The organism is Saccharopolyspora antiqui, from assembly GCF_052246905.1.
GTDB lineage: Bacteria > Actinomycetota > Actinomycetes > Mycobacteriales > Pseudonocardiaceae > Saccharopolyspora.
This window is the reverse complement of sequence record NZ_JBQQBO010000031.1, coordinates 33076-58869: the sequence shown is the minus strand read 5'-3', so window position 1 is coordinate 58869 and position 25794 is coordinate 33076. Positions and strand designations below refer to the sequence as shown.

Annotated in this window: 24 protein-coding genes; 12 read left to right on the top strand and 12 right to left on the bottom strand. The window is 68.7% G+C overall.

Going from position 1 to position 25794, the window contains the following annotated elements:
• Positions 1-161 precede the first annotated feature (161 nt).
• From ACTWQN_RS33425 to ACTWQN_RS33410, 4 genes are read left to right on the top strand one after another with little or no spacing between them, the layout of a single operon-like run.
• The gene (locus tag ACTWQN_RS33425; protein WP_443207639.1) at positions 162-620 is read left to right on the top strand and encodes an NADH-quinone oxidoreductase subunit NuoE family protein; all 459 of its coding nucleotides are present in this window, start codon (positions 162-164) and stop codon (positions 618-620) included.
• The gene (locus ACTWQN_RS33420) at positions 617-2146 is read left to right on the top strand and encodes a formate dehydrogenase beta subunit (protein ID WP_443207638.1); all 1530 of its coding nucleotides are present in this window, start codon (positions 617-619) and stop codon (positions 2144-2146) included. The genes ACTWQN_RS33425 and ACTWQN_RS33420 overlap by 4 nt, the downstream gene beginning before the upstream one ends.
• A 3-nt stretch (positions 2147-2149) precedes the next feature.
• Positions 2150-4957, top strand: coding sequence for a formate dehydrogenase subunit alpha (fdhF, locus tag ACTWQN_RS33415; RefSeq protein WP_443207637.1), 2808 nt, complete (start codon positions 2150-2152; stop codon positions 4955-4957).
• Positions 4954-5184, top strand: coding sequence for a formate dehydrogenase subunit delta (locus ACTWQN_RS33410; protein ID WP_443207636.1), 231 nt, complete (start codon positions 4954-4956; stop codon positions 5182-5184). The genes fdhF and ACTWQN_RS33410 overlap by 4 nt, the downstream gene beginning before the upstream one ends.
• A 489-nt stretch (positions 5185-5673) precedes the next feature.
• Here ACTWQN_RS33410 and wrbA read toward each other — a convergent pair whose 3' ends face one another.
• The 8 genes from wrbA to ACTWQN_RS33370 all read right to left on the bottom strand — a co-directional run bounded on the left by wrbA (position 5674) and on the right by ACTWQN_RS33370 (position 9602).
• Positions 5674-6312, bottom strand: a complete 639-nt coding sequence (gene wrbA / locus ACTWQN_RS33405; RefSeq protein ID WP_443207635.1) for an NAD(P)H:quinone oxidoreductase — start codon at positions 6310-6312, stop codon at positions 5674-5676.
• Between the two features lie 97 nt (positions 6313-6409).
• A complete protein-coding gene (locus tag ACTWQN_RS33400; RefSeq protein ID WP_443207634.1) occupies positions 6410-6604 on the bottom strand; it encodes a ferredoxin in 195 nt (64 codons plus the stop codon).
• Positions 6601-7329 (bottom strand): putative antibiotic biosynthesis monooxygenase, encoded by a 729-nt coding sequence (locus ACTWQN_RS33395; protein ID WP_443207633.1) that lies wholly within the window; start codon positions 7327-7329, stop codon positions 6601-6603. Before ACTWQN_RS33395 ends, ACTWQN_RS33400 begins: the two co-directional genes overlap by 4 nt.
• Before the next feature lie 269 nt (positions 7330-7598).
• A complete protein-coding gene (locus tag ACTWQN_RS33390) occupies positions 7599-8219 on the bottom strand; it encodes a TetR/AcrR family transcriptional regulator (protein ID WP_443207632.1) in 621 nt (206 codons plus the stop codon).
• A gap of 46 nt (positions 8220-8265) precedes the next feature.
• Positions 8266-8670, bottom strand: coding sequence for a YybH family protein (locus ACTWQN_RS33385; RefSeq protein ID WP_443207631.1), 405 nt, complete (start codon positions 8668-8670; stop codon positions 8266-8268).
• A gap of 244 nt (positions 8671-8914) precedes the next feature.
• On the bottom strand, positions 8915-9196 hold the full coding sequence (locus tag ACTWQN_RS33380; protein ID WP_443207630.1) for a hypothetical protein: 282 nt from the start codon (positions 9194-9196) through the stop codon (positions 8915-8917).
• On the bottom strand, positions 9196-9396 hold the full coding sequence (locus tag ACTWQN_RS33375; protein ID WP_443207629.1) for a hypothetical protein: 201 nt from the start codon (positions 9394-9396) through the stop codon (positions 9196-9198). The genes ACTWQN_RS33380 and ACTWQN_RS33375 overlap by 1 nt, the downstream gene beginning before the upstream one ends.
• Complete coding sequence (locus tag ACTWQN_RS33370) at positions 9393-9602, bottom strand: HC3 family zinc finger protein (RefSeq protein WP_443207666.1); 210 nt, start codon at positions 9600-9602, stop codon at positions 9393-9395. The genes ACTWQN_RS33375 and ACTWQN_RS33370 overlap by 4 nt, the downstream gene beginning before the upstream one ends.
• A 131-nt stretch (positions 9603-9733) precedes the next feature.
• Here ACTWQN_RS33370 and ACTWQN_RS33365 point away from each other — a divergent pair, with 131 nt between their 5' ends.
• Both ACTWQN_RS33365 and ACTWQN_RS33360 read left to right on the top strand, forming a co-directional pair.
• Positions 9734-10579: a helix-turn-helix domain-containing protein gene (locus tag ACTWQN_RS33365; RefSeq protein WP_443207628.1), complete on the top strand. Its 846-nt coding sequence runs from the start codon at positions 9734-9736 to the stop codon at positions 10577-10579.
• The gene (locus tag ACTWQN_RS33360; protein ID WP_443207627.1) at positions 10576-10779 is read left to right on the top strand and encodes a DUF397 domain-containing protein; all 204 of its coding nucleotides are present in this window, start codon (positions 10576-10578) and stop codon (positions 10777-10779) included. Before ACTWQN_RS33365 ends, ACTWQN_RS33360 begins: the two co-directional genes overlap by 4 nt.
• Positions 10780-10855: 76 nt before the next feature.
• On the opposite strand, the gene ACTWQN_RS33355 is transcribed toward ACTWQN_RS33360, so the two are convergent.
• Positions 10856-13330, bottom strand: coding sequence for a Tex family protein (locus tag ACTWQN_RS33355; RefSeq protein WP_443207626.1), 2475 nt, complete (start codon positions 13328-13330; stop codon positions 10856-10858).
• A 181-nt stretch (positions 13331-13511) separates the two neighbouring features.
• On the opposite strand from ACTWQN_RS33355, the gene ACTWQN_RS33350 reads away from it, so the two are divergent.
• The 3 genes from ACTWQN_RS33350 to ACTWQN_RS33340 are packed head-to-tail and all read left to right on the top strand — an operon-like array spanning position 13512 to position 16513.
• Entirely contained in the window at positions 13512-14528 is a 1017-nt protein-coding gene (locus ACTWQN_RS33350) for a tripartite tricarboxylate transporter substrate binding protein (RefSeq protein ID WP_443207625.1), read from the top strand.
• Between the two features lie 5 nt (positions 14529-14533).
• Complete coding sequence (locus ACTWQN_RS33345) at positions 14534-15022, top strand: tripartite tricarboxylate transporter TctB family protein (RefSeq protein ID WP_443207624.1); 489 nt, start codon at positions 14534-14536, stop codon at positions 15020-15022.
• On the top strand, positions 15023-16513 hold the full coding sequence (locus tag ACTWQN_RS33340) for a tripartite tricarboxylate transporter permease (RefSeq protein WP_443207623.1): 1491 nt from the start codon (positions 15023-15025) through the stop codon (positions 16511-16513).
• 260 nt (positions 16514-16773) lie between these two features.
• Here the strand turns inward: ACTWQN_RS33340 and ACTWQN_RS33335 are convergent, their stop codons facing one another.
• From ACTWQN_RS33335 to ACTWQN_RS33325, 3 genes are all read right to left on the bottom strand, one after another.
• Positions 16774-17964 carry an integrase core domain-containing protein gene (locus ACTWQN_RS33335; protein ID WP_443207622.1) on the bottom strand — a complete coding sequence of 397 codons (1191 nt, stop codon included), beginning with the start codon at positions 17962-17964 and terminating at the stop codon, positions 16774-16776.
• A 276-nt stretch (positions 17965-18240) separates the two neighbouring features.
• Positions 18241-19536, bottom strand: coding sequence for an aKG-HExxH-type peptide beta-hydroxylase (locus tag ACTWQN_RS33330; RefSeq protein WP_443207621.1), 1296 nt, complete (start codon positions 19534-19536; stop codon positions 18241-18243).
• Positions 19530-20696, bottom strand: a complete 1167-nt coding sequence (locus ACTWQN_RS33325) for an FxsB family cyclophane-forming radical SAM/SPASM peptide maturase (protein ID WP_443207620.1) — start codon at positions 20694-20696, stop codon at positions 19530-19532. Before ACTWQN_RS33325 ends, ACTWQN_RS33330 begins: the two co-directional genes overlap by 7 nt.
• Before the next feature lie 88 nt (positions 20697-20784).
• Here ACTWQN_RS33325 and fxsA point away from each other — a divergent pair, with 88 nt between their 5' ends.
• The 3 genes from fxsA to ACTWQN_RS33310 are packed head-to-tail and all read left to right on the top strand — an operon-like array spanning position 20785 to position 25732.
• Positions 20785-20955 carry an FxSxx-COOH cyclophane-containing RiPP peptide gene (fxsA, locus tag ACTWQN_RS33320; protein WP_443207619.1) on the top strand — a complete coding sequence of 57 codons (171 nt, stop codon included), beginning with the start codon at positions 20785-20787 and terminating at the stop codon, positions 20953-20955.
• Positions 20956-20990: 35 nt separating this feature from the next.
• Complete coding sequence (fxsT, locus tag ACTWQN_RS33315) at positions 20991-24755, top strand: FxSxx-COOH system tetratricopeptide repeat protein (protein ID WP_443207618.1); 3765 nt, start codon at positions 20991-20993, stop codon at positions 24753-24755.
• Between the two features lie 17 nt (positions 24756-24772).
• Entirely contained in the window at positions 24773-25732 is a 960-nt protein-coding gene (locus ACTWQN_RS33310) for a hypothetical protein (RefSeq protein WP_443207617.1), read from the top strand.
• Positions 25733-25794 lie beyond the last annotated feature (62 nt).

Sequence of the window (25794 nt, the reverse complement as noted above, 5' to 3'; positions counted from 1 at the left end):
AACGAGTCGCCATGACCGCTATCCGGGGAAAGTGGTCGAGATCTGGCGGGGTTTGTCCACGCACGATAGTTGGCGTCTATCGAACGATAGAGAGTTTCGCGTTGAAGTACCTCTCCGCGCGATGGGAATCTAGAGCGAATCTACGTCGGAGTGGAGTCGTGATGACGATCGCGCAGCGGGTGCGTGCTGTGGTTGACGCGCATCGGGGAGAGCGGGGGGCGCTGCTGCCCATCCTGCACCGCATCCAGGATGAGTTCGGATACATCGATCCAGAGGTTGTGCCGGTGCTGGCCGCCGAGCTGAACATCTCGCGCGCCGACGTCCACGGCGTCATCACCTTCTACACCGATTTCCGCTCCGATCCAGCGGGCACCAGCACCGTGCGCCTGTGCCGCGCCGAGGCGTGCCAGTCGGTGGGCGCCGAGAAGCTGGTCGCGGACGCGGAGCAGGTTTTCGGCATCAAGGTCGGCGAGACCACCCCGGACCGGTCGGTGACGCTGGAACAGGTGTTCTGCCTCGGCAACTGCGCACTCGGCCCCGCGGCGCAGGTCAACAACAAGCTCTACGGCCGGGTCGACCGGAGCAGGCTCGTCGAGATCCTCGCGGAGGACCACGCATGATCACCGTCTACGTTCCCGTCGACTCCGCCGCCACCTCCGTCGGGGCCGACGACGTCGCCGCCGCCATCCAGCGCGAGGCGGGCGAACCGATCCGCATCGTGCGCAACGGATCCCGCGGCATGCTGTGGCTGGAGCCGTTCGTCGAGGTCGAAACCGAGCGGGGCCGCGTCGGCTACGGGCCCGTCACCCCCGCCGCCGTGCCCGACCTGCTCGCCGCTGGCCTGCTGCGGGGCGCGGACCACGAGCTGTGCCAGGGCGTTGTCGATGAACTGCCGTGGATGCGCGACCAGCAGCGGCTGTGCTTCGCCAGGGTCGGTGTCACCGACCCGCTGTCCGCCGCGGACTACCAGGCCCACGGCGGCCTGGCCGGACTGCGCAAGGCGATCGAGCTCGACCAGGCCGAGGTGGTCCAGCAGGTCACCGACTCCGGTCTGCGCGGTCGCGGCGGTGCGGGTTTTCCGGCGGGCATCAAGTGGAACACCGTGCGCAACGAGGACGGTCCGCTGAAGTTCGTGTGCTGCAACGCCGATGAGGGCGACTCCGGCACGTTCGCCGACCGGATGCTCATGGAGGGCGACCCGTTCTGCCTCATCGAGGGCATGACCATCGCCGCCTACGCGGTTGGTGCCATCGAGGGCTACATCTACATCCGCTCCGAATACCCCGACGCGGTCAACACGATGCGCCGCGCCATCGACATCGCCTACGCGCACGGCTGGCTCGGCGAGAACGTGCTCGGCGCGGGCTTCCAGTTCGACTTGCACGTCCGGGTGGGCGGCGGCGCCTACATCTGCGGTGAAGAGACCTCCATGCTGGAGAGCCTGGAGGGCAAACGCGGCATGGTCCGCGCCAAACCGCCGATCCCCGCGATCACGGGTCTGTTCGGCAAGCCGACCGTCGTCAACAACGTGCTCACCCTCGCCAGCGTCCCGACGATCCTCGCCGAAGGCCCCAACACCTATGCGGAGCTGGGCGTCGAGCGCTCCCGGGGCACGCAGGTCTTCCAGCTGACCGGCAACATCGCGCGCGGCGGCATCTTCGAGACCGCCTTCGGCATCACGATCGGCGAACTCGTCGACGGCTACGGCGGCGGCACCCGCACCGGCAGGCCGGTTCGGGCGGTGCAGATCGGCGGGCCGCTGGGCTCGTACGTGGCGCCGACGCAGTTCGACCTGCCGATGGACTACGAGGCGCTCGCGGCGGCCGATGCGATGCTCGGCCACGGCGGCATCGTGGTCTTCGACGACACCGTGGACATGGCCGCGATGGCGCGCTTCGCCTTCGAGTTCTGCGCCGAGGAGTCCTGCGGCAAGTGCACGCCGTGCCGGGTAGGCGCGGTGCGCGGTGTGGAAGTGATCGACAAGATCACCGGCGGCGAGGACCGCGACGGCAACTTGGCCCTGCTGGGCGACCTCTGCGAACTGATGACCGACGGATCGCTGTGCGCGATGGGCGGTCTCACCCCGAACCCAGTGAAGAGTGCGCTCGCGCATTTCCCCGAAGACTTCCTCAAGGAGGCGAAGTAGGCGATGGGTCTGTTGAAGGAGCACGACTTCGGTACCCCGGCCAAACCGGGGTCCCCGACGGTGACCGTCGAAATCGACGGCATGCCCGTCACCGTGCCCGAGGGCACGTCGGTGATGCGCGCGGCGGCCAGCGCGGGCACCGACATCCCCAAGCTGTGCGCGACCGACAGCCTTGAGTCGTTCGGTTCGTGCCGCCTGTGCCTGGTCGAGATCGACGGGCGCCGGGGCACGCCCGCCTCGTGCACGACCCCGGTGGCCGAGGGCATGAAGGTCCGCACCCAGACGCCGAAGTTGGAGAAGCTGCGCCAGGGCGTGATGGAGCTCTACATCTCCGACCACCCGCTGGACTGCCTCACCTGTTCGGCCAACGGCGACTGCGAACTGCAGGACATGTCCGGTGTCGTGGGTCTGCGGCAGGTCCGCTACGGCTACGACGGCGAGAACCACCTCGACGCGCCCAAGGACACCAGCAACCCGTACTTCGACTTCGACGCCTCCAAGTGCATCGTCTGCTCCCGCTGCGTGCGCGCCTGCGGCGAGGTGCAGGGCACGTTCGCGCTGACCATCGAGGGGCGCGGGTTCGACTCCAAGGTTTCGCCCGGCGCGGCCGAGCTGTTCATGGACTCCGAGTGCGTGTCCTGCGGCGCCTGCGTGCAGGCGTGCCCGACGGCGACGTTGCAGGAGAAGTCGGTCGTCAACCTCGGCATGCCGACGCGCTCGGTGCTCACCACCTGCGCGTACTGCGGTGTCGGGTGCTCGTTCAAGGCCGAGCTGCGCGGCGACGAGCTGGTGCGCATGGTGCCCTACAAGGACGGCGGCGCCAACGAGGGCCACTCCTGCGTCAAGGGTCGCTTCGCGTTCGGCTACGCCACCCACCCCGACCGCCAGCTCAAGCCGATGATCCGCGAGAAGATCACCGACGAGTGGCGCGAGACCGACTGGGAAACCGCGGTCCGCTACGTCGCCGACAAGTTCCGCGACATCCAGGCCAAGCACGGCACCGGCGCGATCGGTGGCATCACGTCGTCGCGCTGCACCAACGAAGAGGTCTACGTGGTGCAGAAGATGGTGCGCGCGGCGTTCGGCAACAACAACGTCGACACCTGCGCCCGGGTGTGCCACTCGCCGACCGGTTACGGCCTGAAGCAGACCTTCGGCACCTCGGCGGGCACCCAGGACTTCCGCTCGGTCGCCGAGGCCGACGTCATCGTGGTGATCGGCGCGAACCCCACCGACGGACACCCGGTGTTCGGCTCGCGCATGAAGCGGCGGTTGCGGGAAGGCGCGCGGCTCATCGTCATCGACCCCCGGCGCATCGACCTGGTGCGGTCGCCGCACATCGAGGCCGAGCACCACCTCCAGCTCGCCCCGGGCACCAACGTGGCGATGGTGAACTCGCTCGCGCACGTCGTGGTCACCGAAGGACTCGTCGACCGGTCCTTCGTGGACGACCGCTGCGAGGACTTCGACGCGTGGGCCGATTTCATCGCCCGTCCGGAGAACAGCCCGGAGGCCACCGAGTCGATCACCGGTGTCCCCGCCGAGGAGGTGCGCGCGGCGGCCCGGCTCTACGCGACGGGTGGCAACGGCGCGATCTACTACGGTCTCGGGGTCACCGAGCACAGCCAGGGTTCGACGATGGTGATGGGCATGGCCAACCTGGCGATGGCCACCGGCAACATCGGCCGCGAGGGCGTCGGCGTGAACCCGTTGCGCGGGCAGAACAACGTGCAGGGTTCCTGCGACATGGGCTCGTTCCCGCACGAGCTCTCCGGTTACCGGCACGTCTCCGACGACGCGGTGCGCGAGGTGTTCGAGACGCTGTGGTCCCGGCCGATCATGTCCGAGCCCGGCTTGCGGATCCCGAACATGTTCGACGCCGCCGTAGACGGCACGTTCCGGGGGCTGTTCGTGCAGGGCGAGGACATCGCCCAGTCCGACCCGAACACCCAGCACGTCTCGGCCGCGCTGGCGGCCTTGGACCTCGTGGTGGTGCAGGACCTGTTCCTCAACGAGACGTCCAAGTTCGCGCACGTGTTCCTGCCGGGCACGTCGTTCCTGGAGAAGGACGGCACGTTCACCAACGCCGAGCGCCGCATCAACCGGGTCCGCCCGGTGATGCCGTCGAAGACGGGCAAGGACGAGTGGCAGGTGGCCTGCGATATCGCGCAGGCCATGGGCTACGACATGGACTACGACCACCCGCGCGAGATCATGGACGAGATCGCGGCGGTGACGCCGACCTTCGCCGGGGTTTCGTTCGACAAGCTCGACAAGCTCGGCAGCGTGCAGTGGCCGTGCAACGACGCCGCGCCCGAAGGCACTCCGGTGATGCACATCGACGGGTTCGTGCGCGGCAAGGGCAAGTTCGCGATGACGCCGTTCGTGGCGACGCGGGAGCGCAGCACCCGCAAGTTCCCGCTGATCCTAACCACGGGTCGCATCCTGTCGCAGTACAACGTCGGCGCGCAGACGCGGCGCACCGCGAACGTGGCGTGGCACCCGGAGGACGTGTTGGAGATCCACCCGCACGACGCCGAGGAGCGCGGTATCTCCACCGGTGACCGGGTGACGCTGTCCAGCCGCGTCGGCACCACGACCCTGCGCGCGGAGATCTCCGACCGCATGCCGGTCGGCGTGGTCTACACGACGTTCCACCACCCGATCACCGGGGCGAACGTGGTGACCACGGAGAACTCCGACTGGGCCACCAACTGCCCGGAGTACAAGGTCACCGCCGTGCAGATCAGCCTCAGCAATCCGACAATCCGTACCGCGGAGAACCAGGAACCGGCGCTGATCGAATCATGAGCTCTGACATCTCACCCCAGGTCCGGATGGCCAACGAGATCGCCGTCCAGTTCCCGCACCTGCCGCCGGAGCAGGCGGTCGACATCATCGCCGATCACATCAAGATGTTCTGGGACCCCCGGATGAAGGCGGAGCTGCACCGCTACGCCACCAGCGATCCCGACACGCTACACCCGCTGGCCCTGGCCGCCACCCGCCTCCTGGCGGACGCCGAACACCGGGTGTAGCACGGGGTGAGGGGCACCCGTGACCCAGTTACTTGGTCACGGGTGCCCCTCACCCATCACTCGATGGGTGCGTGCGACCTGGGCGGGTTATGAGTGAGGGGCACCTTTTGCCAAATAAGAGCCTGTCTTCGAACTCGTTTTGCTTCGCGGTGCGGGTGGCAGACCTGGCGATTTCGCGCGAAATCGCCCCCCGCCCCGCGTGGGAGACGGCGATTTCGCGCGAAATCGCCCACCTCACCCGAGGCGAACGGCCCGACACGACCACTTCAAAAACAGGCACTCAGGTTCCGCCACCCGCACCGCCACCCAAACCAATCCGCGCACTCTCCAAGTTGGTAGAAGGTGCCCTTCACCTGGTTTCGTGGTTGGGTGCGGCCGGGGCGGTGTTGGGGGCATAGCACCGCCCCGGCGTCGCGGTTCGATTTGGTCTGGCGTTGGTTGCGGAAGGCCTTGTCGCGTAGTGCCGTTCCGGTTGGTGGTGGTTGACAGTTAGGCGGCTGCGCGTCCGTCGAGCAGCTGCCGGGTCACCGTGGTGATCCGGCGCCCGGCGTAGCGGGTCGCTGCCTTGGTGTCGTCGCTGATCGGGATGGCGCCCTGTCCGTCGGCGTGCGATGGGCCGTACGGCGTGCCGGTGGCGAACTGGATGGGGTCGGTGTACCCCGGTGTCACCAGGATCCCGCCGAAGTGGTGCACGGTGTTGTACAGCGCGAGCAGCGTCGATTCGCGTCCGCCGTGCGCCGTCGCGGTGGAGGTGAGACCGGAGTACACCTTGTCCGCGAGCTGACCCTGCGCCCACGCGCCGCCGAGGGTGTCGATGAACTGCTTGAGCTGCGAGGAGATGTTGCCGAACCGGGTCGGTGACCCGAAGACGACCGCGTCGGCCCACAGCACGTCGTCGACGGTGGCGGTGGGCTCGTCGCGCACGGCGTCGTGATGCCGCTGCCACGCCTCGTTGGCCGCGATGGCCTCCGGGGGCGCCAGCTCCGCCACCCGGTGGACCCGCACTTCCGCGCCCGCCTCCTCGGCGCCCGCGGCGTACTCCTGCGCGAGCGCGTGCATGGTGCCCGTCGAGCTGTAGTAGATGATTGCGATCTTCGGAGTCGTCACGTCGTCATCCCCGCTGGTCATAATTCATTGCACGATGATGTCTGATGGAATCGCGAACATCATCGTAGGAGCGACCTCGCCAGGCGTCAACATTGGTGATACGGAGATGTTCGATGAATTAGGGGTCGACCTCGATCGCGGCCATTGGGCACGCCCTGGCGGCCGCTCGGGCCACGTCGAGGAGTTCCCCGTCCACCTCGTCGACGCGCGGTTCGGCGCGCATCCCGTCGCCGATGGCGAAGAGTTCGGGTGCGCTGGACTCGCACAGCCCGGCCCCGATGCAGGTTTCGCGCACGTGGATCGGGTGGCTCATCGCGCGCTCCCGGTGCGGATCCATTCCCGGTGCGCGCCGTCCGCGTTCAGTCCCGCACGCTCCTCCGGGGCGTGGTGGAGGGGCGTGAAGATCTGTGAAGCTACCTTGCCGATCCCGTCGAGTGCTGCGGCGGCCGGTGAGTCGAGCCAGCGCTGCGCGCCCTCGGTCGAGTCCCAATGCGTCAGCAGGAGGTAGCGCACGGGGGCCAGCTGTGGCGCCTCTTCGAGCGGACCGACGAACTGGTACGGGTTCGGCTCGAAGTTCCCGTTCGTGGTCTCGAAACGCCGCGGACCGAATCCGGGAAGGGACTCGTTCAGCTGCGCCAATGTCGCCGCCACTTCGTCCTCGGTCATCGCCTCGTCGCGGGAGATGGCCGTCTCGACGAACACGCGACCTTCCGCCACCTCGCCAGGAGCGGGCAGTCGCCACTTGCGGATGTAGAAGGAGTTGAACCACGTTTCGTGCGCCTTGCGCTGCACCGCGCCGTGGTGCCTGCTGTGATACCACTGGTCCATGTGGTCGGGCGTCTCGAACACGCCTCCGAAGTAGAGCCACGACGAATTGGCGATCGGCCCACCGATCACGCCCCGGAAACCAGGAGCTGCTGCGGCCACCGGACCGAAACGGTCTTGGGCCTGCCAGAACTCGTCCTCGATGCCCGGCGCGAGCGTGAAGCACGCCTCCATCACCGTGAGCGTCTGCGGGACATCCGTTCGTTTCGACATGGGAATCCCTCCGCCGTTGACGGGTTTTCGAGAGAATATGTCTCTTGAGCGACGGTCGTCAATAAGGCGCTATATTCACCGGATCGTTCGCTTGCGTGCCAGGTGATGCGAGGGCTACCCTCGCCGCCGAATCAACTGTCTTCAATGGACAGAGCTGGATGCCTGTCAAGCCTGATGAGCCAGGTGGACATGGACGAGTTGTGAAGTCTTGGCATCCCGGCATGCATCGGGGGCTCGCGGAGCTTCGTCAGGTCGTCGCTGCGGTGGGCTCAGTTGCCTGGATCCGCCGCTGCCCGGACTGTCGCCGTCATGAGGCGGATCGCGGTGGCTGGCGCGATTCCGCCTTGCTGCACCAGCGATTCCCAGGTTCGGAAGGCGATGGCGTGTCGGACGGCCGCGGCCACGAGCTTGCCGCGCGCGCCTCGTGCCCGGAACGGCTGGGCGAGCACCCGCGCCACCTCGTCCAAGTAGGCGTGGTAGGTGCCGAGGGCCTGGCGGACGATGGGTACCGTCTCGGCGTCGCGCAGCGCGTTGGCCAGCATCGCCGCCACGGTGGAGTAGAACGCGTAGAGCTCGTCCAGTCCGGCCGCGAGCCGCTCGTCCGCCGAGTCGATCGACTTCCAGGCCGCGGCGTCGGGCCAGGGGTGCTGCGTCCAGTACCGGGTGGAGCAGGCGGCGAACAGGTCGTCGTCGGTGGGGAAGTGCCGGTACACGGTGTGCCGCTGGACCCCGGCCAGCGCGGCGATCGCGGCGATGGTCGTGTGCGCGGGGCCCACGGTTCCATGCAGTTCGATGGTCGCATCGGTGATCCGCTGACGCGTCGCCTCCATCGCGTCAGCGCGCTGCCGGAGCTCGTACTTGCGGCTCACCTTCTCCCCGGCCACGGTCATCCCGCCTTCCTCGTCCGGGTCCACGGTACCCGGGCGGATGGCGGAGTCAGCCGCCCGTGCGGACCTGTGTCCCGAACGGGTTGTCGATGAGGTACCGCCAGTACCCGTCTGCGCCACGACGCGCGATGTCGCTGGCCACGCCCGCCAGGTGCACAGGCGCACCGTCCGGGCCGATACCGGCGATGGACCAGTCGAGCACGATCTGCACGATGTCGTCGGCGACGAACAGGTGCCGCGCGGTCGCCACCATCGGTAGGCCCAGGCCCAGGAAACGGCCCAGCTCCTCGGCGATCTGGTCCTGTTCGGTCAGGGTGTTGCCAGCCTCGGTGATGAAGACGGCCCCTGGCTCGTAGAAGCCCATCATCGCGCTGACTTCGCCCGTGTTGAACCGCTCCAGCAGTGCTGCGGCTATACCTTCGGGCTCGGTGGCGAGGGGGTACGCATCGGACACGTTGGCGCTCCTTCGTCGGACGGCGACCTCGAATCGAGTTCACTGCACAGATGCGTTCGGCGAAAATGGAGCATAGGGCGCTGTGTTGCGCGGGTCAATATTCCGGGAACATGACTGGTCGATCAAAATGGCGAGTTCGGCTGGTTGGGGTGCGGCCAGGGGCGATGCCGGGGAGGGGCGGCGCACCGCCCCCGGCCGCGCGGCTCGATGCCCGGGAGTCGGGGGGATCGGCATCGAGCCGGGTTCACATGCGCCGCAGCGATTCCACGACGCGGCGTTGGATTTCCAGCGATGGGACTTCGGAAGGCGCTGTGTCCGATGTGGATTCTTCGGCTCGCTCGCGCAGGTGGTGCCGTCCGGTGCGCCTCGCGGCTTCGGCTTCCACGTGTTCGATCAGCTGCCACACGTTCGTGGCGCCTTCGCCCGCCCCGGCGTGTTGGGGGAGGCGTCGGCGGTAGGCGCGCATCAAGATCATCCCGGTCAGCAGGGACAGCAGGCAGGCCACGGCCGTCCAGGTCGGGTTCATCAGGCGGTCCTCTCCGACTGGTCGATCACGTCGGGCGGGCGGTTCTCCCGCAGCAGCAGGACGATCTGTTCGAGAGCGGCGGAGGTTTCGTCGATGTCCTCGGGATCGAGGTGGCCCCCGCCCACCCGGAATGCGAGGTCGTCGAGCACCCATTGAGTCCGCCGCAGGAACACCGCCAGCCCAGCGGTCCCGGCGCTCACGGCCCAACACCGACAAGCCGCCGAGCCTCGATGTCGCACTGCGGGCAGGTCTCCCACAACCAAGCCAACTCGCTGTTGTCCGCGACGAGCTCCTGCCAGCACAACGTCATCACCTGAGTGCCAGTCGGATACGAGCAACCACAAGGCCGTTCATCCAAACTCGCATGCCGCTGCCCATCAGCAGGCACCCAATGAAACACGTACATCCGGACCCCCATCGTTGGTTCTGTTTGGTACCAGTGGTTCTGTGACATATTGGACACGAGGGACCAGTGAGTCTGCAATTAACCTTTCGAGGGATCTTCACCAGGCATAATTCACCGCTAGTGTGTGGTGCATGGCTGGTACCACCCCGAAAGCGCGAGCGCTCGGCGCTGAACTACGGCGAGCGCGTGAAGAGGCAGACCTGGGACTGCGGCAACTCGCAGCGCAGCTCGGCACATCGCACGCCACCGTTTCTCGCTGGGAGAACGGGCTGCGTTCACCCAAACCCGAAGACGTCGCCGCATACCTCGCCAAGGTGGATGCGCCTGCTGAGCTGAGAGCGGAACTCGTTGAGCTAGCGAGGGATCCGGACGGATCCCATTGGCTGTCCGTCGGGATGCCCGATCAGCATCGCCAACTAGCGGCCCTGCTTGAGATCGAACGAGAAGCCACCAGCATCACGACCGTCTCACCGCTCCTGGTCCCAGGACTCCTGCAAACGGCCGACTACGCACGGGCGATCATGATTGGGGCGGAAGTGCCTCACGATGAAGTCGACATGAGGGTAGCGGTGCGCCTCGGGCGCCGTGAGGCGATCGTCCGAAACAACGCAGCTAAGTTGCGTGCCTTTATCGGCGAATCGGTGCTGTACCAGCTTATCGGCGGTGCTGATGTCATGGCGGACCAGCTCCGCATGCTTCTGAAGTACAGCGAAATGACGAACGTTGACCTGCGAGTGATCCCGATGCGCAGCGGTTGGCATCCAGGACTGGAGGGGCCGTTCTCGCTGGATCAGTTCGAAGACCGGACTCCAGTTGTGCAGCTGGAGAATCGGATCTCTGCGCTCTTCCTGCATGAGCCAGATGAAGTCGCCGCATACCAGCACGCCGTAGATAGGGTTGACGAGGAGGCGATGAACCCCAGCGACTCGTCGGAGCTAATCAGCAGCGCCATTAGCAGGATGGAGACAGCGAAATGACTCTAGGGAACGACAGTCCACGCAACTGGCGGAAGTCCAGCCGTAGCGCAAACACCGACAACTGTGTCGAGGTCGCCCCCGCGAGCTACGGTGCGGCGGTGCGGGATACGAAGGATCGCGGCGCCGGGTACTTCACGACGTCGGCCCACCAGTGGCGGTTATTCGTCACCGCCATCAAGGCCGGGCGCTTCGAGGGCTAGGGCTGCGTTGGGGTCGTGAGTGGCAAAACCGGCTCTAACCGGTTTTCGCACTCACGACCCCTGAGCAGCCGAAACCTTACTTCCCGAAGCCTGCTCGCCGCAGTGCGTCCGCGAGGGCTCCGGACGGCGCGTCGTTGCGCTGCCCGCGCTGGCCTCCACGGCCCTGACCGCCTCGGCCCTTGCCGCCGCCAGCGTTGCCGCCGCCAGCGTTGTCGCGACCGCCGCCCTGGCGTCCGCCGTCGCGACCGCCGCCTCCGCCGCCTTGACCGCGACCGCCCCCGCTGCGGCCTCCGGCCTCGCGGTCCTGGCCACCGCCTCGACCTCCGGCGCCGGGTTCGTCGTCCAGGCGCAGCGTCAGGGAGATCCGCTTGCGGGGGATGTCCACGTCGAGGACCTTCACGCGGACGATGTCGCCCGACTTCACCACGTCACGCGGATCGTTGACGAAGTTCTTCGACATCGCCGACACGTGCACCAGGCCGTCCTGGTGCACACCCACGTCCACGAACGCGCCGAAGGCCGCGACGTTGGTGACCACGCCTTCCAGCGTCATGCCCGGAGCGAGGTCCGCCAGCTTCTCGACACCGTCGGCGAACGTCGCCGTCTTGAACTCCGGTCGCGGGTCGCGACCCGGTTTGTCCAGCTCCGCCAAGATGTCGGTGACCGTCGGCAGACCGAAGCTGTCGTCCACGAAGTCCTGCGGGCGCAACGACTTCAGCACCCGGGCATTGCCGATCAGCCCGGTGATCTCGCTGCCGGTGCTGCCCAGGATCCGGTGCACCACCGGGTAGGCCTCCGGGTGCACCGCCGAGGAGTCCAGCGGGTCGTCGCCGTCGGGGATCCGCAGGAAGCCCGCACACTGCTCGAACGCCTTCGGGCCCAGGCGCGCGACGTCCTTGAGCGCCCGGCGGGTCCGGAACGGACCGTTGGTGTCGCGGTGCCCGACGATGTTGTCCGCCAAGCCCTCGCTGATGCCCGACACGCGGGTCAGCAGCGGCGCCGACGCGGTGTTGACGTCCACCCCGACGGCGTTCACGCAGTCCTCCACCACCGCGTCCAACGAGCGCGACAGCTTGGTCTCCGACACGTCGTGCTGGTACTGCCCGACACCGATGGACTTCGGGTCGATCTTCACCAGCTCCGCCAGCGGATCCTGCAGGCGGCGGGCGATGGAAACCGCGCCGCGCAGCGACACGTCCAGCTCCGGCAGCTCCCGCGAAGCGTAGGGCGAGGCCGAGTAGACCGAGGCGCCCGCTTCGGAAACCGAGATCTTGGTGAGCTTCAGGTCCGGGTTCTTGCTGATCAGCTCAGCGGCGAGCTTGTCGGTCTCGCGGGAGGCCGTGCCGTTGCCGATCGCGATCAGGTCGACCTGGTGCGCCTTCGCCAGCTTCGCGAGGCTGGCCAGCGCCTGGTCCCAGTGCCGCTGCGGCTGGTGCGGGTAGATCGTGTCGGTCGCGACGACCTTGCCGGTCCCGTCGACCACCGCGACCTTCACACCGGTCCGGAAGCCGGGGTCCAGGCCCATCGTGGCGCGCGATCCGGCTGGCGCGGCCAGCAGCAGATCGCGCAGGTTCGCCGCGAACACCCGCACCGCTTCGTCCTCGGCGCTCTGCCGCAGCCGCAGCCGCAGGTCGACGCTGAGGCGGGTCAGGATGCGGGTCCGCCACGCCCAGCGGACCACGTCGGAGAGCCAGCGGTCGGCCGGTCGGCCCTGCTCGGCGATCCCGAACTGCTGCGCGATGCGCAGCTCGTAGTCGGTTCGCCCCTCCTGCGGCGTCCCGTCGTCGGGTTCCAGGGACAGTTCCAGGGCCTCTTCGTTCTCGCCGCGGAACAACGCCAGGATGCGGTGCGAGGGCAGGTCGGTGAACGGTTCGGCGAACTCGAAGTAGTCCGCGAACTTTGCGCCCTCCTCCTGCTTGCCGTCCCGGACGCGGGAGGTCACCCGGCCCCGCGTCCACACCCGCTCGCGCAGCTCGCCGATCAGGTCGGCGTCTTCGGAGAACCGCTCGACCAGGATCGAGCGCGCCCCTTCCAGCGCGGCAGCCGCGTCGGCGACGCCCTTCTCCGCGTCGACGAAACCGGCCGCGGTCTGCTGCGGATCGTTGCTCGGGTCGGAAAGCAGCTGGTCCGCCAGCGGTTCCAGGCCCGCTTCGATGGCGATCTGCGCTTTGGTGCGGCGCTTGGGCTTGTAGGGCAGGTAGATGTCTTCCAGCCGGGCCTTCGAGTCGGCCGCGTTGATCTGCGCCGCCAACTCGTCGGTGAGCTTGCCCTGGGAGCGGATGGAATCCAGCACCGTGGTGCGCCGCTCTTCGAGCTCGCGCAGGTAGCGCAGCCGCTCTTCGAGCGTGCGCAGCTGGGCGTCGTCGAGGGCGCCGGTCGCTTCCTTGCGGTAGCGCGCGATGAACGGCACAGTCGCCCCGCCGTCGAGCAAGTCGACGGCGGACTGCACCTGGCGCTCGCGGACGCCGAGCTCCTCGGCGATCTTCTGATGAACAGTCGTCACTATGCTGATCCGCCTTCTCTGCGATCTTCGCCAGATCCGACCGAGCATTCTGCCCGAACCCGGCAGCGGGCCACATCGGCACTCGCGTCGGCGTGTCGGATCGTTCACGCACCGGGACCGCGTCGTCACCCGGCGTCCGCCACCGCAGGCCGAGAACTGAACCTTGTCCCTCCCGCGCGGGGCTTGTATACATTCGTGGACAGTCCGTTCGAACCGAGCGAGGCGGCCGATGGAGCGACGAAGCTCGACAGCCCGGCTGATCCGCTGGGCGCCATGGGCGGTGGCGGTGCTGGTCACCGCTGCAGTGGTGGGCACCGCACCCGCGGACACCGCGCACTCCGGCTCAACCGCGGCTCAAGTGCTCGGCGACCGGCAGCTGCGGATCATGGCCCCAGCCGCGCCCGGCGGTGGTTGGGACCAGACGGCGCGCGAAATGCAGGCCTCCCTGCAGGAGCTCGTCGGCCGCACCGAGGTCTACAACGTCACCGGCGCGGGCGGCACCATCGGGCTCAGCCAGTTCGTCCGCTACGAAGGCGATCCCTCGCAGCTGATGGCCACCGGGCTGATCATGGTCGGCGCGGTCAAGGCCAACAAGTCGCCGGTCTCGCTGGCCGACACCACACCGCTGATCCGGCTCACCACCGACGCCGAAGTGGTCGCGGTCCCGGCCAACTCGCCGATCCACAGCATGTCCGACCTGGTGAACGCGATGCGCACCGACCTGCCGGGTGTGTCGATCGCGGGCGGTTCGGCGGGTGGCGCGGAGCAGATCCTCGCCGGGCTGCTGGCGCAGGCGGTGGGCGCGAATCCGGCGCAGATGAGCTACGTCGCGCACTCCGGCGGCGGCGAGATGCTGAGCACCTTGCTGTCGGGCCGGGCGACCATCGCGATCTCCGGGGTTTCCGAGCTGGAGCCGCAGATCAAGGGCGGTGAGGTCCGGGCGCTCGCGGTCTCCAGCGCGCAGCGGGCACCCACCCTGCCGGACGTGCCGACGCTGCGCGAAACCGGCGTTGACGTCGAGCTGGACAACTGGCGCGGGGTCGTGGCGCCGAAGGGCATCACCGTCGAGCAGGAACGGGTGCTGGAGCAGCTGCTGCTGGAGATGACCCGGACCCCGCAGTGGAAGGCGACGCTGGCCGAGCGCGGTTGGGGCGACGCGACGCTCGTCGGGCCCGAGTTCGAGGAATTCCTCCGCGTCGAGCAGGACCGGGTTTCGAAGGTCCTCGACCAGATCGGACTGGGGTGACGGCCATGACCGAGAGCAGCGGGCAAGCTCCCGATCGGCGCACCGTGCTCGCCTCCGGGGCGTTCGGTGCGCTGATGCTGCTGGGCGCGGTGCTGGTGATCGTGGACGCGGCGCGGCTGCCGGAAAGTTCGTCGCCGATGGGACCGGCCGTGCTGCCCATGGTCATCGGGGTGCTGCTCGGCGTCGTCGGGATCGGATTGTTGGTGCAGGCCAAGGTCAAACTCGCCGCCGCCACCACCGGCGCGCCGTGGCAGCCGCGGGCCGGGCTGCGGGTGGTCGCGCTGGTCGTCGTGCTGGTGCTGTTCGCCGTGCTGCTGCCGCTGCTCGGATATGTGGTGACCGCCGCCGGACTGTTCGTCGGCACCGCACTGCTGCTCGGCGCGCCGCGCAGCTGGCAGCTGGTCGCCTACGGCTGGGCGCTGGCGGCGACCGTGTTCCTCGTCTTCGACCGGCTGATCGGGCTCAGCCTGCCCAGCGGACCTTGGGGTTTCTAGATGGACCAGTTGGGACTGCTGCTCGACGGATTCGCCAGCGCGGTGACCCCGGCGCACCTGCTGTGGGCGCTGGTCGGGGTGACCATCGGCACCGCGACCGGAGTGCTGCCCGGCATCGGCCCAGCGCTGACGGTGGCGCTGCTGCTGCCGATCACCTTCCGGCTGGAGGCATCCAGCGCGCTGATCCTGTTCGCCGGTATCTACTACGGCGGCATGTACGGCGGGTCGACGACCTCGATCCTGCTGAACACGCCCGGTGAGAGCGCGTCGATCGTTTCGGCGTTGGAGGGCAACAAGATGGCCCGCGCCGGGCGGGCCGCCGCGGCGCTGGCCACCGCCGCGATCGGCAGCTTCGTGGCCGGGACCATCGGCACCATCGGGCTGACCTTCCTGGCCCCGGTGGTCGCCGACTTCGCCACCAGCTTCGGCCCGCCGGAGTACGTCGCGCTGATGGCCGTGGCGTTCGTGACGGTCAGCGCGCTGCTCGGCCCCGACCTGCTCAAGGGCATCGCGAGTCTGCTGGTCGGGGTGACCATCGGGCTGGTCGGCATCGACTCGCAGACCGGGCAGCCGCGACTGTCGTTCGGGGTGGATTCGCTGCTGGACGGCATCGACGTGGTGATCGTGGTGATCGCGTTGTTCGCGCTCAGCGAGGCGTTCGGGCATCTGCTCACCGGCACCGGGGGCAGCACCGTGGAGCCGGTGCGGGAGCGCGTTGTGCTGTCCCGCAAGGATTTGCGGCGGTCGTGGCCCGCGTGGTTGCGCGGCACCGCGCTGGGGTTCCCGATCGGGAGCCTGCCCGCTGGTGGTGCTGAGGTGCCGACTTTCCTGAGCTACAGCCTTGAGCGGCGGCTGTCGAAGCACCGGGAGGAGTTCGGGCGCGGTGCGATCGAGGGCGTGGCGGGGCCGGAGGCCGCCAACAACGCGGCGTCGGCCGGGGTGCTGGTGCCGCTGCTGACCATCGGCCTGCCGACCTCGGCGACCGCCGCGGTGATCCTCACCGCGTTCCAGTCCTACGGCCTGCAGCCGGGGCCGGAGCTGTTCGAGGAGTCCGGGCCGCTGGTGTGGACGTTGATCGCGAGCCTGTACATCGGGAACGTGATGCTGCTGGTGCTCAACCTGCCGCTGGTGCGGATGTGGGCGAAGCTGCTGACGATCCCGGCCTACGGCATCTACGCCGGGGTGCTGGTGTTCGGCACGCTCGGCACCTACGCGGCAGGCGGCACGACGATCGACCTGCTGGTCCTATGTGGACTCGGCCTGATCGGCCTGGCGATGCGCCAAGCCGACATCCCGGTAGCCCCAGCAGTAGTAGGCCTCATCCTCGGCCCCATAGCCGAACAACAACTCCGCCGAGCCCTGACCATCTCCGAAGGAGACCTCTCAATCCTGGTCTCCGGCCCAATCACAATCACCCTCTGGACAATAGCAATTCTCGCCCTCCTAGCAGCAATCCTGACACCCCTACTCCGCCGCCGCCCCAAGCAGTGAGCACTCAACCGCGCCAACCAACTTTCCCCCTCGCGACCCCAATCAGGTGATGGGTGAGGGGCACCCGTGACCAAGTAACTGGGTCACGGGTGCCCCTCACCCCGTACCTGCCACCAAGTAGCGCAAGGTTCGTGCGAGCCCGGTTTCGCGCTCATGGTCCCCGTTCAGGTGATGGGTGAAGGGCACCTTTGACCGGCATAGTCGGTTGTCTTGTCTCGGTTGATCCGCTGCTGGTGGGTTTCGGGTGATGTGACTCAATGTTATGCGGCGGGGGTGAGGGGGCCTTGGTAGCGGTGGGTGTGGTTGAGGTGGGTGTAGCCGATCGGGTCGCCGTCGTTGGTGTAGGCGGTGGCTCGGTCGTGGTCTCGGATGATGGTGATGGTGTGGTGGGCGTGGTTGCGGCCGATGTGTAGGCGTAGTTGTTTGCCGATGTTGATGGTGCCGTCGGCCTGGACTTTCAGGTGGTGCACGGTGGCGTCGGTTTGAGCTGGTGGGTGTGTGGGGCCGCCGATGGTGTCGGCGGTCTGCCATGCCTGGGCGGGGGTGATGCGGCCGAGGGCGCTGTGTCGGCGTTGGTGGTTGTAGTGGTCGCGGTATTCCTTGGCCAGGACTTGAAGTTCGGCGACGGTGACGGGTTGGTCGGGCTGGTGGTCGAGCCATTGCTGGAAGGTCTGGTGGTGGCGTTCGACTTTGCCGCAGGTTTGTGGGTGGTAGGGGCTGGAATGGATCAGCCTGCTGCCCCAGGCGGTGACGGTGCGGGTGAACTGTGACGGGCCTGCTTGGGGGTGTCTGCCGCGGGAGGTGAACGCGGAACCGTTGTCACTCAACACGATTCCGGGTGCGCCGCAGGCGTCGCGGGCGGCGGTGATGGCGGTGATCGCGGCCTCGGCGGTCTCGCCGGGGGCGGCGTGGATGGCCACCAAACATCGGGTGCAGTCGTCCAGGACCTCGAACACGACCGCTTTATCCCCACCGGCCAAGGTGATTTCCTGGGCGTCGATCTGGTAGCAGTCCCGGGGCCGGGCGTAGGCGAACCGTCGATACGACGCGCGGGGCCGTTTCTTCGGGTTGGTCTTCAGCATCCCGGCCCGTTGCAGGATCCGGTTGATCGTCGCCCGGGACGGCACCCCCCAGCCCAGGGCCTGCCAGTCCTGCTCGACGGCCAGCTCAAGCAGGGCGTCCCGGATCGGATCAGCGCCGTTGTCCGGGACCAGCTCCTGGCGCAGCCGCAGCACCTCGGCCACGACCGGCTCCGGGGTGGCATGCGGGCAGTGCTTCGGCCGCCGGGACCGCTCCTGCCACTGCCCCTCGGCCTGGATCCGGGCACGGTGTCGATAGAACGTGCGCCTATCGACACCGTTGACCCGGCACCACTCCGACACATTCGGGATCGTGACCCCGGCCTTCAACGTCGCGTCCATCAACCGCATGATTGCCCGTTTCCGCGTCATAGCCCATCACCACAACGCCGATCACGCAGCAAACCACGCAACATCACCCAACCCGGGTGTGTCACCACGACCGAGACACAAACCGCGTCACATCACCCAAGACTGCACAACCGGCATAGTCGGTCAAAGGTGCCCTTCACTCCTGGCCCATCCAGGTGACCAGCCGCGTCGCCTCGGTGCGGGGGTGCCGATTGGGTGGTGGGTGAAGGGCACCTTTTACCCGCATAGTTGGTGAAAGGTGCCCTTCGCTCCGGAATCTCGCCCTGTGGTGCGGGGTTAGGTGGCTTGGGTTGTTCGGGTTAGCCATTGGTGGCGATGGTTGGCTGCTCGGTGGTTGGCTTCTGCTTGGGCTGCTGGGGAGATTTGGTCGGTGTGCCAGGTTTCGAGGATCTGGAGGGTTTTGGTTAGGAAGGTTCGGGCTGTTGGGGTTAGGCGGGTGCTGTTGGTTAGGTCGTGGGCTGCGTTGCGGGCAGCTGTTCGCCAGCGGGCGAATTCGACTTCGGCCTGCCAGCGGTGGTGTTCGTCGGTTTCGGCCCGGTATTGGCGCCGCCAGAAACCGGCGACACCGAGATAGGCGTAGATCCCTTGCAGCAGACCGGAAGCCGGGCGCGGGTCCTTGCGCCAGGGCGAGTAGAAGTAGTCGGGCACCCCCGGTTCGATGAGCGGGAAGAGATCCATCAGCGCCGAGAGCTTCGCGTGCTGAACCTCGTGGGCGAAGGTCAGCGCGGCGGACCGGGCATCCGAGGGCAGCGACATCGCCACGCAGCCGAAGGAGTCGTTGAAGGTGGCGCTGAGCTGCCCGGGCGCCGAACCGGCCAGCGGCGCCAGCACGGTGATCGCCGCAGCCACCTCGGTGGCGACTTCGCGGTGGTGGCGCACCAGGATCCCCCAGCCCGCGGCGATGCGCTGCCGCCAAACCTCGGCGACGTCCGGGTCCGCCAGCCGGTCGGCGATCGTGATCGAGTCGGGTACGCGATGCGCGCCCAGGCCGTCCACCGCCATGTCCAGCCGCAGCCCGTCGTGCGCCGCGCTGATCCGGGGGATCGGCGTCCAGTGCGGATGCCGGTCGCCGACCGGGATGCTGGTGCGCCCATCGGAGAGGACGCCGTCGACCAGCCGGATCGGTTCGCCGGTCGGATCGGGAAAGCGCGCCACCCCGATCGAAGGCAGCCGCACCCGATCATCCGGCGGAAGCTCGACGGCGGTGCCGATGCCGCCGCGCACGGCGGCTGCGGCGGCGAAAGCCGCGAGTCCGGCCGGATCGGCGTCGCCGTCCTGGTCGAGCAGCACCGCGGTGCGCAGCGCCCACGCCCCGAAGCGGGGATAGCCGAGCACCGCGGCAACCGCCTGCGGCGCCTGCTCGTGCATCCGACCGAGCGCGGCGTACGCGGCTCGGGTGAGACCCGCCGACGGGTGACCACGCTCGGCGACCAGATCGAGAACCGCCCGCAGCAGCAACAGGTTCTTGCTTCGTCGCGCCGCACCGAGCTGCCGGATCGCCTCGGCTCCGCCGCCTCCTGCCGCCAGTGCGGCGAAAACATCGGGCGAAACCCGGTGCGCAGTGATCACCACGAGGTTTTCCTTTGCAGTGGAACCAGATCTCGCGCCACGCTGTCCCGGATGTGCGAGATCAACCGGTACAGGTCGGCGCAGTACACCGAGGGATTGGCGAATCCGCCCCCTGAGCTCCCGGCCCGGTAGCGGTGCGCGTGGAGGCCGCCGCCGCAAACCCGGTGCAGTTGGCACTCCCGGCACTCCAGCGCGGTCGAGGGGGCCTGGAACGCGGGGTGGCGCAATGCCGCGTCGAAGGAATCGCGGGCGACGTGCAGCCCGGTCGCCGCCGCGGCCTGGTAGGTGCCGGTGAGCATGTCAGAACCCTCGATCGCCCCGTCGGTCTCCACCACGACCATCGCGGTCGGACTCAACCCGATCCCCTCCACTGTGGACTTGCCGCCGAGCAGCACGTTCAGGATCTCCGCGAACAACCGGACGTGCGTCTCCTGCTCGGCGGCGCGGTACCACCGGTCGAACACCGCGATCAGCCAGTCCGCGTACGGCGTCGCGGCCGACCCCGGTTCGCGTCCCGGCGGCGGACTCGACCAGTTCCCGTTGGGCAGCAGGAAATCGACGGCCGGTGGCGCGAACTCCAACAGGCTCTCGTAGGTCCGGACCGGATCGTTGCGCAAGTCGATCGTGCACAGCAGACCGCCGAAGAGCTCCCGATGCCCGCCCAAGGCGCGCAATGCCCTGGCGACCAGCGGATAGCTGCCGGTTCCGTCGGGTCGCCTGCGGTGCCGGTCGTGGCCCACCTGGTCGCCGTCCAGGCTGACGCCGACCCGGATCCGCAGCTCGTCGAGCAGCCGCAGGAGATCCGCGTCCAGCCGCAGCCCGTTGGTCTGCATCCGCATCCGCACCTCGGCGTCCGATCCGACCGCGGCGCGCAGCGCCCGCACGCAGTGGGCCAGGCGTTGCGGTCCGGCCAACAGCGGCTCGCCGCCGTGCAGGACCACGTCGACCGAACCGAGCCGGTGCGCCCGCACGTGTTCGGCGATGCGTGCTGCCACTTGGTCCATCGTGTTGCTTGACATCGCCCGCGGCCGGTGTCGCCACCGCTGGTCAGCCATGGTGTAGACGTAGCAGTGATCGCAGGCCAGGTCGCAGCGCCCGTGGATCTTGAGGATGAACTGGCGAAAACCGCGAGACCACCCAACCTGGTCCGTCGGCCGCCGCATTCTTGCTATTTTATTGGCGGATCGGAGGGTCGCCTTGGGCCGATCGGGGGCAACGTCATGGTCGACGACGAACGGCGGTGCTTGACGCATGAGCAATGGCGAGGCTGAGCTGCGGTCGGATCTGGTCGATCTGACCGGTGTCGACTTCGACCGGCTCGCCGAACTGCCCAGCTCCGCCCTGGTCAATTCGTTGCGGCGGATATTCCAGGAGAACGAGGACGGTCTCGACCAGTACGCGTCGTTCCAGAACAACATCTGAGGCGGCAGGTTCGTGAGCAGGCAGGGCGGAGTGCGATGAGCGGGGAATCCAACGGGCGTCGCCCCGCGACGATCGTGGCGTTCACCTCCCCGACGGTGGGCATCGGCCGCACCGGCGTGGTCGCCAACCTGGCGTGGGTGCTGGCCGGTGCGGGCCTGCGGGTCGGGGTGGCTGACTGGGGCACCGAAGCACCTCGCGTGCACGACTACCTCCGGCCGTTCCTCGCCGAGACGATGCGGCCGGACGAACTGCTCGACGTCCGGCTGGTCCGGGCGCTTTCGGTACGCCGGTCCATGCGCACCAACACGTTCTCGCTGCTGGACGCGCGGCGCTACGAGCTGCCCGAAGCAGCGGGGCGGATCGACGTCGCCGCATCCACCGACCCGAGCACGCCGGTGCCCGGATTCGGGCCGCAGCAGGACGGCACCAGCGAGGTCGCGATGCTGCGCGAGGCGATCCGCGCCGCCCACTACGACTACGTGCTCATCGACGGTCCGACCGACATGGACATGGAGAGCCTGACCAGGCTGGCTCGGCTCTGCGACGTCGTCGCGGTCTGCTTCACGCCACGGCGCAGCTCCGTCGAGCAGGCGGTGGCGATCGCCCAGGGCGTCTGGGACCGGGCACCGGTCGGGGTGCGCATCATCGGGGTGCCGCTGCAGTTCGACGACGGCGACGAGGTCCGGGCGCAGCGCGCGAAGAACTCGATCAAACAGGCTTTCGCCACCCTGCTCGGCGATCCGGCCGACGACGGCCGCGACCTGTCGGCTGACCTGGTGGAGATCCCGTGGCAGCCGCACCACGCCTACGAGGAGACGTTGGCGGCGCTCACCGACGACCCCGATCTGCAGCGCGGCCCGCTGGCCGCGTACCAGCGGCTGGCGACGGCGATCACGCAGCGCCAGCTCGACCCGCCGCCGGAGATCCCGGACCGGATCAGGGAGAGCTACCGCCGGGTGGTCGGGCTCGGCCCGGCCCAAACCCCGGAACGGATCTTCCTGGCCTACGCCCCAGCGGATCGGCCGTGGGCGGATTGGGCCCGCGACCAGCTCGAACGCGCCGGAGCGCAGGTCGAGCGGCTGCCCGTCGACGCGGCGCCGCAGGACCTCCCCGAGCAGGCCAGTGCGCTGGTGCTCGCCTCGGCCCGGTTGAGCGGTTCGCCGTTGGGGCGGCAGGTGTTCCGGATCCGGCAAGCCGTCGGTTGGGACGTGGTGGTGCTGCCGGTGTCCGACGACGCGGTGCTCGGCGCCCTGGGCGCGTTGCCCCGCATCCGCGGCAACCGCTCGGACGAAGCCGACCTGCGGGCCCGGTTGTTGACGCGCTTCTCGCTGGTCGACCGACCAGGACCAGGGCAACCGGCCACGGTCCGCTTCCCCGGCGCGCCGGGTGCCAGCACCGGCCGATCCGATCTCGCCCCGCGCAGCCCGGATTTCGTCGGCCGCGACCACGAACTCGAAGCGATGCGCGACCACTTCTGCTCCGCCGACGCGGAGCGGCCGTGGATGCTGCGCGGCGAGGCCGGGGTCGGCAAGAGCGAACTGGCCAAGGAGTACGCGCACCGCTTCGCCTTCGACTACGACTGGGTGTGGTGGATTCCGGCGCACAGCGGCGAATCGGTGCGCAACAGCCTGATCCAGCTGGCCGGGCGGATGCGTTCGCCCGCCGTGGTGGACAGCGCGGCCGATGCGCTGCAGGTGCTTTCGGCGGCCCGGCCGGTGACCCGGTGGCTGCTGGTGTACGACGGTGCGGACGATCCCTCGGTGCTGGACGGGCTGCTGCCCGAGGGCGGCCCCGGCCACGTGATCATCACGACGCGGGCGGGGCACGACAGCGGCGAGGTCGGCACGCTCCGGACCGAGGACAGCATCGCGTTGCTGCAGAACGCCGCACCTGATCTGGATGTTGCGGATGCCGCGCGCATCGCGGAGCTGGTCGGTCGGATGCCGCTGACGTTGCGGCTGACCGCGGCGTGGCTGCGGGAGGCGGTCACGCTGCTGACCCAGCACGGCAACACCCGCGCCGAATCCGCGACCTGGGCCGCGGCCGAATTCGAGGCCCGCTTCGGCCGGGAAGCCGTCGACGACACCGTGCCCGCCGCGCCCGGCCTGGCCGAGACGGTGAACGTGGTGCTCAAAACGCTGCGGGAGGACCGCCTCGGCCAGGTCGCCGTCCGCGCCGCCGAGCTGTGCGTGTTCCTGTCGCCGGACGGGGTGGCGCTGCGGCTGCTGCGGTCCGGTCGCCTGCTGGCCGCACTGTCCGATGTGGACGACAAGGTGGGCTGGGACACCCTCGAACTGGATCGGGTGCTGTGGCGGGGCGCCCGCTTCGGGCTGTTCGACCTCGACTGGCGGCAGCCGCCGACGCTGCGCATCCACCGCGTCGTCAAGGAACTGATCGGCCACCTGATGACGCCGGAACAACGCCAGGCCAGGCAGGCGGACGTGCTGCACGGGCTGGCGGCCGTCGCGCCGACCGACGCCGAAGGCGAGCCACCGGAGCGGATGCGCGAGTTCGCCGAACTGCAGAAGCACCTGGTCGTCTCGGGCGCGCTGCACAGCACCTCGGCCGAGGTGCGGCGGTGGGTCGTGGAGCAGGTGCGCTACCTGCAGATCGAGGGCGGGCCGGACGCCTGGCGGTTCGCGATCCGGCTCGGCAACGAAGTGCTGGTCCGGTGGATGGCCGACAAGACCGGCGATCCGGCCGCCGCCGGGCTGCGGATGCGCCTGCGGTTCCTGCTGGCGAACCTGCACCGATCGTTGGGGCGGCAGACCGAAGCGCTGGAACACGACCAGGACCTGCTGGCCGAACAGCGCCATCTGCTCGGCGCGACCCACCCCCGCACCCTGAAGACGGCTCGGGGCCTGGCGGACGGGCTGCGCAGCCTGGCCCGCTTCGACGAGGCGGTCGCCGAAGACCAGACGACCCTGCGGGGATTCCGCGCCGAACTCGGCGACGACCACCCGGACACCCTCCGGGCCGCCAACAACCTGGCGCACTCGCTGTTCCTCGTCGGCAACGTCCCGGCCGCGCTGGCGTTGCAGGAGGAGAACCGGGACCGCCGCCTGGCCCTGTTCGGCCCGGACCACCCCGACGTGTGGTGGTCGGCCGGTGCGGTCGGGATCTACCTGCGGGAACTGGGCCGGTACGCCGAATCGCTGGCGGTGCTCAGGGAAGCCCTGGACCACATCCTGGCGATCCGGCCGCCCAACCACCCGGACGAGCTGCGCATCCAGCGCAATCGCGCGATCGCCCTGCGGCGCTCCGGCGACGCGTTGGCCGCGCGGGACCGGGACGCGGAAACCTTGCAGCGCTACCGGGAGCTCTACGGCGAGGACCACCCGAACACCCGCGCCTGCAAGCTGGGCTTCGCCGCCGATCACCACGGCACCGGCGACTCGGCGACCGCCGCCGAGCTGGGGCACGGTTGCCTGCGGGAGTACCAGCGCATCCTCGGCGCCTTCCACCCGTTCACGCTGATGTGCCAGGTCGACCACGCCGTGTTCAGCCTCGGCGCGGGCGACGTCGAGCAGGCGTTGAGCTCCAGCCGGGAAAGCTGGGAGGGGTTGCGCGGCAGGCTCGGCGAGGCGCATCCGTGGACGCTGGCCGCGGCGATCAACCAGGCCCGCGCCCTGGCGCACGTCGGCGAGGTCGACAGCGCGTTGGCGCTGCAACGCGAAGCATATGAGAACGGCCGGGAATTCCTGGTCCGCGATCATCCGTACACCCTGGTCGCCGCCGCGAACCTGGCGAGCAACTCCGACCAGTGGCAGGAAGTGGTTCTCGATGTTCCGACGACCTGATGAGGGGGGATCCCGGCGTGACCGGTCCCGAAGCGGGTGACCTGCGGGCCGTCGGCCCGATCGAGCGGCGCGCACCGCACACCGACCACTGGATCGACGAACAGGTCGACCTGTGCCGCGCGGTCGTGGTCAGCGGGCAGGGGCTGCGCTACCTGGCGCACTACAGCAACGGCGTCTTCGACTTCGCGGTGCACGACATCGCGTTGCGCGAGGATGCCCCGCACGAGCTGATAGGTCGGCACTTCAGCAGCGAGGTCAACGAGCTCGACCGCACCCTGCGAGGGGTCCGCAGCGGTCGGCTGGTCCGGACGGTGTTGCAGACCACCAGCGGCGCGATCTACTGCTGTTCGGTCCGGTCGAGCGAATACCTGGTGGGTTTCGCGCTGGAGCCATCCACAGTGGACTCCGCGGATGTCGCGGCGGCGAGTCTGGTCGGCGAACTGCGGCAGGGGCTCGGCGAGAGCACCAACCCGGGCGGCTGGGTCGTGGCGAAGCCGATGGGCGAGGACGCCGAGGAGGCTCCCGAGACGCGCGGCGAAGACGGGCCGCGCGGCGAGAACCTCGACGACACAGTGGCTTTCGAGTTGTGCCGGGCGGCGGTCAGCTTCGCCGACCTGCACTACGCGGCCCTGTGGCGGGGCGGCCAGCCCGCCGCGATCGCGGATCAGTTCGATCATCGCCGGGCGGCGAAGTTCTTCACCCGGATCGATGCGGAGACCCGCCGCCGCCGCTACCGCGAGCTCGGGGCGCGGCTGCCGACGATCGTGGGGCAGCTGAGCCGGATCGTGGGCGAGGTGCTCGGCATCCGGACGACACGCCTGACGCTTGAGCTGGAGCAGGGCGCGATCTACTACCGCCGAGTGCGCGCCGGGGAGTTCCTGGTCGGCGTCACGCTGGATCAATCCCGCGCATCCCGCACCGAACAGAAGGTAGCCGACCTGACCGCCCAGCTATCCCAAACCCGCCAACCCGACTGACAGGCGAGCCGGGTTCCCGTTCGGGTGAGGGGTCGTCATGCCAGGAACACCGAAGGCTGGCG